Genomic DNA, 7,273 nt, shown 5'->3' with positions numbered 1-7,273 from the left:
TCGCGCTCAGCGGGCGCGTGCGTTGGCTTGGTCTCTGTTAAGCAGGCCGGCGCCACCGGCTCCTACGCTTAGGCGCTCGTCGGCAGCGTCAGATGTGTATAAGAGCCGGCCTCCTGGGGGGCGCGGCGGGCGAGTTCGAGGCGGGCGAGGTCGAGGTCGGCGGGGGCGGTGACCTTGAACGCGGCCGGGTCGCCGGGCACCACCACGACCTCGTGCCCCGCGGCCTCCATGACCATCGCGTCGTCGGTGAGCGCCGCGGCGTCGAGCGTGGGGTCCGCGCGCACGGCCTCGTGGGCCGCCAGCAGGGTGTCCAGGTCGAAGCCCTGCGGCGTCTGGATCGCGCGCAGTGCGGCGCGGGCCGGCGTGGCCGCGACGACGTCGACTCCGCCCCGGCCGGGGGTGACCTGCTTGACGGTGTCCGTCAGCGGCAGGCCCGGGACCGCGGCGACCGCGCCGGTCTCGAGCGCCGCCGTGACGGCCGCGAACACGCTCGACGGGGTCAGCGCGCGGGCCGCGTCGTGGACGAGGACGCGGCGGGGCGCCCCCGCCGGGGCGAGGTCGGCCAGAGCGCGGGAGGCCGCGGCGAGTCCGGCGCGGACCGAGTCCGCGCGCTCGGCGCCGCCGGGCACGCAGTGCACGGGCACGTCCAGGCGCGGGCCGGCGTCGACCTCGGCGGCCACGCGGCCGGCATCGGCCCCCGCCGGCGGGGTGAGCACCACGACGGCGTCCAGGTCGAGCCCGGCGGTGCGCGCGGCGGCGACGGACTCCAGGCAGTGGCGCAGGAGGGTGCGGCCGTCCGCGAGGGGGGCGAGGGCCTTGGGCAGCCCGGCGCCGAGGCGGGTGCCGGCGCCGGCTGCGGCGATCACGAGGGCGGTGGGCATGGCCTCATCCTAGGGAGCACGCCAGGGGTCCGTGGCCCGCCCCTGTGGCGACCGCGGCCGGGGACGAGACAGGGGAGGGGCCCGCGTCGTGGACGCGGGCCCCTCCCCTGCCGTGTGCTGCTCGTCAGCCCTCGAGCACCTTGTCCAGGCGGCCCTCGGCCTCCTCCTCGGTGACCTTCTTGGCCAGCGCCAGCTCGGACACGAGCACCTGGCGGGCCTTCGAGAGCATGCGCTTCTCGCCGGCGGACAGGCCGCGGTCCTGGTCGCGGCGCCACAGGTCGCGGACGACCTCGGCCACCTTGTTGACGTCGCCGCTGGCGAGCTTCTCCAGGTTGGCCTTGTAGCGGCGGGACCAGTTGGTCGGCTCCTCCACGTGCTCGGCGCGCAGGACCTCCATGACGTGCTCGAGCCCCTCCGCATCCACGACGTCACGCACGCCGACGAGGTCGACGTTCTCCGCAGGGACCTCGATGGTCAGGTCTCCCTGGGCCACCTTGAGCTTGAGGTACATCTTCTCCTCCCCCTTGATGGTGCGCATCTTGATCTCCTCGATCCGCGCAGCACCGTGGTGGGGGTAGACGACGGTCTCTCCGACCTCAAAAACCATGTTGTTGTGCCCCTTTCAGTCGTCTCATTCTATCATGCGGCCTCGTCGTGCCGCGCGTGCCGTCACATCTTCGGCCTCCGGATGTGATAGTGGACGACCCCGCACCACAGGCCTGCCGGCGTCCCGGGATGCGGTAGCCTGACCTGGCAGGGCCCCTGCCTCGGGGCTCCTGAGCACGTCATCGCACCTGAGGAGACCTCTGTGAAGAACGCATCCCGGCCCGCCCGGCGCCACCTCGCCGCAGGTGCGCTGGCCGCGGTCGCCCTGCTGGGCGCCACCGGCTGCTCCGCCGTGAGCCCGATCGCCACCGCCATCCAGTACTCCCCCTCGGACGGCATCAACGGCCAGGAGCAGGACTTCCTGAGCTACCGCAACCTCGCCCTCGTCGGCGACGGCGAGTCGGGCCCCGCCCGCCTGATCGGCACCGTGGAGAACACCTCCGGCCAGGATCAGACCTACACCTTCCAGGCCGAGGGCGGCGGCTCCGCGACCCTGAAGGTCCCCGCCGGCGAGAGCCGCAAGCTCGAGGACGAGGCGAACACAACCGTCCTGGAGCGCGAGGGCGTGTGGGTCGGCGAGAACCTGCCCGTGACCGTCTCCGGCAACGGCGGCACCGCCGACCTGGCCGTCCCGCTGCTGAGCGCCACCCAGGAGCAGTACCGTGACCTGCTCCCCGAGGGAGTCGAGCCCTCGGAGGAGGATCTCGTCGGGCACCTCCACGAGGAGACCCACCACTACGGCGAGGAGCACTGACCTCCGCCGGGCCTGCGCCCGGCACGCCACGGCCCCGGCCCCACCGTGAGGTGGAGCCGGGGCCGTCGTCGTCCCGGGCGGAGCGCCCCGGTCAGGCCTCGAACTTGTAGCCCAGGCCGCGCACCGTGACGAGGTAGCGGGGACTCGAGGGATCGGGCTCGATCTTGGAGCGCAGGCGCTTCACGTGCACGTCGAGGGTCTTGGTGTCCCCCACGTAGTCGGAGCCCCACACGCGGTCGATCAGCTGGCCGCGGGTGAGCACGCGCCCGGCGTTGCGCAGCAGCATCTCCAGCAGCTCGAACTCCTTGAGCGGCAGGGACACCTGCTCGCCGTCCACGGAGACGACGTGCCGCTCGACGTCCATCCGCACGGGGCCGGCGCTGATGGTCGCCGACATCGGCTCCTCCTGCTCCCCCTGACGGCGCAGCACGGCGCGGACGCGGGCCACCAGCTCACGCGAGGAGTACGGCTTGGTCACGTAGTCGTCCGCCCCGAGCTCGAGGCCGACGACCTTGTCGATCTCCGAGTCCTTCGCGGTCAACATGATCACGGGGACGTTGGAGCGCTGGCGCACCTGACGACACACCTCGGTGCCGGACATCCCCGGGAGCATCAGGTCCAGGAGGATCAGGTCCGCGCTGTCGCGCTCGAAGACGCTCAGCGCCTCGTTGCCGTCGGCGGCGACGGTGACCTCGAACCCCTCCTTCTCCAGGAGGTAGGACAGGGGGTCGCTGAACGACTCCTCGTCCTCCACGATCAGAATGCGGCTCATGCGCTCGTCTCCTTCCGGGTCGGGGGTGCGGCCGAGGCGGTCACCCGGTGACCGCGCCGCTCGGTGACGTGGGCGGCACCCGGCGCGCCGTCGACGGCGACACCGTCCCCCCACTCGGGCAGGCGGATGGTGAAGGTCGACCCGCGGCCCGGCTGGGACCAGAGGGTGACCTCCCCTCCGTGGTTGATGACGACGTGCTTGACGATGCTCAGCCCCAGGCCCGTGCCGCCCGTCTGACGCGACCGCGCCGCGTCCACGCGGTAGAAGCGTTCGAAGACCCGCTCCTGCTCCTCCGGGCTGATGCCGATGCCCTGGTCCGTGACGGTGACCTGGGCGAGCCCGTCCACGGAGCTCAGGCCGATGCCCACCGTGGTGCCCTCCGGGGAGTAGCGCACCGCGTTGTCCACCAGGTTGCGCACCGCGGTCATCAGCTGGTCCTGGTCCCCGTGCACCACCGCGTCCACGCGGCCGCCCACGCGCAGCGCGATGCCGCGGTCCTCGGCGGTCAGGCGCAGGCGGTCCACGGCGTCGGCGACGACGGCGTTGAGGTCCACGGGCCCCCCGTCCTGGACCACGTCCTTGGCCTGCAGCCGGGAGAACTCGATGATGTCCTGCACGAGGGCCGAGAGCCGGCGGGACTCGACGCCCAGGCGTGCGGCGAAGCGACGCACCGCCTCCTCGTCCTCCGCGGCGTCGCCGATGGCCTCGGAGAGCAGGGAGATGGCGCCCACCGGCGTCTTGAGCTCGTGCGAGACGTTGACGACGAAGTCGTGGCGCATGGCCTCGGTGCGGGTCACGTCCGTGCGGTCGTCGGCGAGGATCAGGATGTACTCCTCGTCCAGCGGGGCCACGCGCAGCTCGACGACGAGGCTCGACTGCCCGAGGGGTCCTCGGGGCAGCTCCATGCGGCGCTCGACGATGACGCCGTCGGTCCGCACGGTCCGCGTGAGCTCGCGCAGCTGGTCCTGGACGAGCGAGTGCCCCCGCACGAGGCCCAGGGCGTAGGCCGCGGGGTTCGCGCGCACCACGCCGTCGACGTCGTCCACCACCGCGTACGCGCGGCCGACCACGGAGAGGACCTCGGCGGCGCCCGGGGCGAGGGTGGGCTCGCCGACCGTCAGGTCCACCGTCCGCGAGCGCTCGGACGCCCGGAAGGCCAGCATGGAGGCCACTCCGGTGAACAGTCCGACCGCTCCGCACAGCAGGCCGATGATGACGGGATCCACGGCACCAGACTAGCCTCTGGCGGCCCGGAGACGGGCTGCCCCGGCCCCGCCAGACGCCGGACGATCGGCGTTCATGGGCCGTTCATCTTGCCCTGCCAGGGTGGACCGTTGCCCCGGGGAGTCGGGGTCGGCGGCGCACGGGCGTCGCCGGGGAGAGGAGACCATGCGCGAGCTCTACCGAGCCGACCTCGAACGGCTGGGCCGCGACCTGACCGAGATCGCCCGCCTCGTGCACCGCGCCATGATGGACGCGCAGGCCGCCCTCGAGGCGGCCGACGTGCACGGCGCCGAACGGGTCATCTCGGAGGACGCGCGGATCGACCAGCTGCAGGAGTCCCTCGACGAGCAGGCCGTGCGCATCCTGGCGCTGCAGGCGCCCGTGGCCACGGACCTGCGCACCGTCGTCGCCACGCTGCGGATGAGCTCCTCGCTCGAGCGCATGGGCGACCTCGCCCGCCACGTGGCCCAGCTGACCCGGCTGCGCTACCCCGAGCACGTCATCCCGGAACAGGTCCGGACCGTGATCACCGCGATGTGCGACGCCGCCGTGGAGGTGGCCGAGGAGGTCGTCCTGCTGCTCGAGACCCAGGACCTGGCGCACGGGGACCGGATCGACGCCCTCAACGAGGACGTCAACGCGTTGCACCTGTCCGTCTTCCGCGCGATCGCCGCCCCGGACTGGAGCGCGACGCCGGCCACCACCACGGACGTCACGCTGGCCTCGCGCTACCTCGAGCGGTTCACGGACCACGGCCTGTCCGTGGCCGCCAAGGTGCGCTACCTCGTCACGGGCGAGTGGGCGACCCACCGCCCGGACGCCACCGGCTCCTGACCGTCCCCGACGCCACGGGCCGGGCCCCCGAGCGGGGGCCCGGCCCGTGGTCGTCGGGCGGATCCGGCGGCCGCGTCAGTGTGCGGAGCCCTGGGCGGCCACGGCGGCGGCGCCGGCGGCGGCGGCCTCCGGGTCGAGGTAGCGGCCGTTCGCGGTGATCGGCTTGAAGTTCTGGTCCAGCTCGTAGACCAGCGGGATGCCCGTCGGGATGTTCAGGCCCGCGATGTCCTCGTCCGAGATGCCGTCCAGGTGCTTGACCAGCGCGCGCAGCGAGTTGCCGTGCGCGGCGATCAGCACGGTCTTGCCGGCCTTGAGGTCGGGCAGGATCTGCTCCTCCCAGTAGGGCAGCAGGCGGTCGATGACCTGCTTGAGGGCCTCGGTGCGGGGGGCGTCCTTGCCCAGGTCCGCGTAGCGCTCGTCGCCGACCTGGGAGAACTCGGAGTCGTCGTCCAGGGCGGGCGGCGGGGTGTCGAAGGACCGGCGCCAGACCATGAACTGCTCCTCGCCGAACTCCTCCTTCACCTGGGCCTTGTCCTTGCCCTGGAGGGCGCCGTAGTGACGCTCGTTCAGGCGCCAGCTGCGCTTGACCGGGATCCACTGGCGGTCCGCGGCCTCGAGTGCCAGGTTGGCCGTGGTGATGGCGCGCTTAAGCAGGGACGTGTGGACCACGTCCGGGCGGATGCCCTCCGCCTCCAGCAGCTCACCGCCGCGGGCGGCCTCGGCGCGCCCCTTCTCGGTCAGCGGGACGTCCACCCAGCCGGTGAACAGGTTCTTCTCGTTCCATTCGCTCTGACCGTGCCGCAGCAGGACCAGCGTGTACGTGGTGTTCGCCATGTCACCATCCTAGGCGGACCCGTCCCGCCGCTCCCCTACGCTGGAGCCCATGGTGGAGAAGGCCCGGCGGCTGCGCGCGCGCACGACGCCCGGCCCCGGCCCCGCCCGGGGCCCGCAGGGCCACATCACCCGCGGCACGACGGCGGCGCAGCGGATGCGCCGGGTGGACCGCTGGCTCACGGACGTGCACGGCCCCCTGCTGCGGCGCACGCCCCGCCCGCTGGCCGTGGACCTGGGCTTCGGCGCGGAGCCGGTGACCGCCGTCGAGATGGCCGAGCGGCTGCGCGTGCAGAACCCGGCCCTCGAGCTGGTGGGCCTCGAGATCGACCCCGCTCGGGTGGCCCGGGCCCGGGAGCGGGCCGGCGACCTGCCGGGGGTCACCTGGGCGGTCGGCGGCTTCGAGCTGCCCGTGCCGCGGCCGCCCACCGTGGTGCGCGCGTTCAACGTGCTGCGCCAGTACCGGGAGGAGGACGTGCCCGCGATCTGGTCCCTGCTGTGCGCGGGGCTCGCCGACGACGGCGTCCTCGTGGAGGGCACCTGCTCCGAGGACGGTCGGCGGGCGGCCTGGGTGGATCTGCGCCGGGACGGGCCGGCGAGCCTGACCGTGGCCCTCAGGCTGGGGTCCTTCGCCCGCCCCTCGGACGTGGCGGCGCGCCTGCCGAAGGTCCTCATCCACCGGCACGTGACCGGCGAGCCCGTCCATCGGCTCCTGGCTGAGGCCGACGCCGCGTGGGCCGCGCACGCCCCGCTCGCGGCCTACGGGACGCGGCAGCGGTGGCTGGCGACGGTCGGCACGCTGCGCTCGGCGGGCTGGCCCGTGCTGGGCGGCCCGCACCAGTGGCGGCGCGGGGAGCTGAGCGTGCGCTGGGCGGCGGTGGCGCCGTCGTCATGAGGGCGCCGCCGACGGCGCGGGGCCCTCAGCGGCGCAGGGCCGGGCCCATGTCCTGGCGGGGGCCAGCGAGGTAGACGCACGCCACGCACGCGGCCACGAGGCCGAACATGCCCATCCCGCCGCCCGCGAGCACGCCGAGGAGCCCGACGACGGCGGCGACGCCGGTCAGGATCAGCCAGAAGCTCCTGTCCCGGCCCCCGATGCGGGCGAAGTCGTCGGGGCGGCGCCGGACGACATCCACCAGCGCCCAGACCTCGAGCACGAGCGCGGCGATCGCCAGGACGCGGAACAGCCAGTGGTCGACGAGGAGGGCGACGTGCATGGGGGCGCTCATGCCGGTCAGTCTAGGTGTTGTGGGTCATGAGGTTCTTGGCACGAGGCCCGGGCTGAGATGAGACGAGTGGGCCTCTCCCGCAGGATGGAAGTTCCTACACCACCGACCTGCCCGAGAAGACCCACTCATGACTCACGCTAAC

9 protein-coding genes are annotated in these 7,273 nt (G+C 73.3%); 3 read left to right on the top strand and 6 right to left on the bottom strand.

What is annotated here, in order from left to right; translation table 11 throughout:
- Positions 1-68: 68 nt before the first annotated feature.
- Together FLM69_RS10800 and FLM69_RS10795 are read right to left on the bottom strand one after the other, a co-directional pair.
- Entirely contained in the window at positions 69-881 is an 813-nt protein-coding gene (locus FLM69_RS10800) for a 2-C-methyl-D-erythritol 4-phosphate cytidylyltransferase (protein WP_141844207.1), read from the bottom strand.
- Between the two features lie 124 nt (positions 882-1,005).
- Positions 1,006-1,488, bottom strand: coding sequence for a CarD family transcriptional regulator (locus tag FLM69_RS10795; RefSeq protein ID WP_002858073.1), 483 nt, complete (start codon positions 1,486-1,488; stop codon positions 1,006-1,008).
- Positions 1,489-1,689: 201 nt separating this feature from the next.
- Between FLM69_RS10795 and FLM69_RS10790 the strand changes: the two genes are divergently transcribed.
- On the top strand, positions 1,690-2,241 hold the full coding sequence (locus tag FLM69_RS10790) for a hypothetical protein (RefSeq protein ID WP_036384688.1): 552 nt from the start codon (positions 1,690-1,692) through the stop codon (positions 2,239-2,241).
- 91 nt (positions 2,242-2,332) lie between these two features.
- On the opposite strand, the gene FLM69_RS10785 is transcribed toward FLM69_RS10790, so the two are convergent.
- A complete protein-coding gene (locus FLM69_RS10785) occupies positions 2,333-3,013 on the bottom strand; it encodes a response regulator transcription factor (RefSeq protein ID WP_002858071.1) in 681 nt (226 codons plus the stop codon).
- A complete protein-coding gene (locus FLM69_RS10780) occupies positions 3,010-4,239 on the bottom strand; it encodes a cell wall metabolism sensor histidine kinase WalK (RefSeq protein ID WP_061867508.1) in 1,230 nt (409 codons plus the stop codon). Before FLM69_RS10780 ends, FLM69_RS10785 begins: the two co-directional genes overlap by 4 nt.
- A 163-nt stretch (positions 4,240-4,402) precedes the next feature.
- Between FLM69_RS10780 and phoU the strand changes: the two genes are divergently transcribed.
- Positions 4,403-5,071 carry a phosphate signaling complex protein PhoU gene (gene phoU, locus FLM69_RS10775; protein WP_036316039.1) on the top strand — a complete coding sequence of 223 codons (669 nt, stop codon included), beginning with the start codon at positions 4,403-4,405 and terminating at the stop codon, positions 5,069-5,071.
- Between the two features lie 75 nt (positions 5,072-5,146).
- On the opposite strand, the gene FLM69_RS10770 is transcribed toward phoU, so the two are convergent.
- The gene (locus FLM69_RS10770) at positions 5,147-5,905 is read right to left on the bottom strand and encodes a phosphoglyceromutase (RefSeq protein ID WP_141844205.1); all 759 of its coding nucleotides are present in this window, start codon (positions 5,903-5,905) and stop codon (positions 5,147-5,149) included.
- A gap of 49 nt (positions 5,906-5,954) precedes the next feature.
- Here FLM69_RS10770 and FLM69_RS10765 point away from each other — a divergent pair, with 49 nt between their 5' ends.
- Complete coding sequence (locus FLM69_RS10765; protein ID WP_141844203.1) at positions 5,955-6,797, top strand: class I SAM-dependent methyltransferase; 843 nt, start codon at positions 5,955-5,957, stop codon at positions 6,795-6,797.
- Between the two features lie 25 nt (positions 6,798-6,822).
- On the opposite strand, the gene FLM69_RS10760 is transcribed toward FLM69_RS10765, so the two are convergent.
- Positions 6,823-7,119, bottom strand: coding sequence for a DUF2516 family protein (locus FLM69_RS10760; protein ID WP_141844209.1), 297 nt, complete (start codon positions 7,117-7,119; stop codon positions 6,823-6,825).
- Positions 7,120-7,273 lie beyond the last annotated feature (154 nt).

It is taken from the genome of Micrococcus sp. R8502A1 (assembly GCF_006704135.1).
GTDB classification, from domain to species: Bacteria; Actinomycetota; Actinomycetes; order Actinomycetales; family Micrococcaceae; genus Micrococcus; species Micrococcus luteus.
This window is presented reverse-complemented; position numbering and strand designations above follow the sequence as displayed.

What these genes read in the sequence shown, in the direction of transcription:
- FLM69_RS10765 (WP_141844203.1), top strand. Translation starts at nt 5,955, where the DNA reads ATGGTGGAGAAGGCCCGGCGGCTGCGCGCGCGCACGACGCCCGGCCCC.
- FLM69_RS10785 (WP_002858071.1), bottom strand. Translation starts at nt 3,013, where the DNA reads ATGAGCCGCATTCTGATCGTGGAGGACGAGGAGTCGTTCAGCGACCCC.
- FLM69_RS10770 (WP_141844205.1), bottom strand. Translation starts at nt 5,905, where the DNA reads ATGGCGAACACCACGTACACGCTGGTCCTGCTGCGGCACGGTCAGAGC.
- FLM69_RS10795 (WP_002858073.1), bottom strand. Translation starts at nt 1,488, where the DNA reads ATGGTTTTTGAGGTCGGAGAGACCGTCGTCTACCCCCACCACGGTGCT.
- FLM69_RS10800 (WP_141844207.1), bottom strand. Translation starts at nt 881, where the DNA reads ATGCCCACCGCCCTCGTGATCGCCGCAGCCGGCGCCGGCACCCGCCTC.
- phoU (WP_036316039.1), top strand. Translation starts at nt 4,403, where the DNA reads ATGCGCGAGCTCTACCGAGCCGACCTCGAACGGCTGGGCCGCGACCTG.
- FLM69_RS10760 (WP_141844209.1), bottom strand. Translation starts at nt 7,119, where the DNA reads ATGCACGTCGCCCTCCTCGTCGACCACTGGCTGTTCCGCGTCCTGGCG.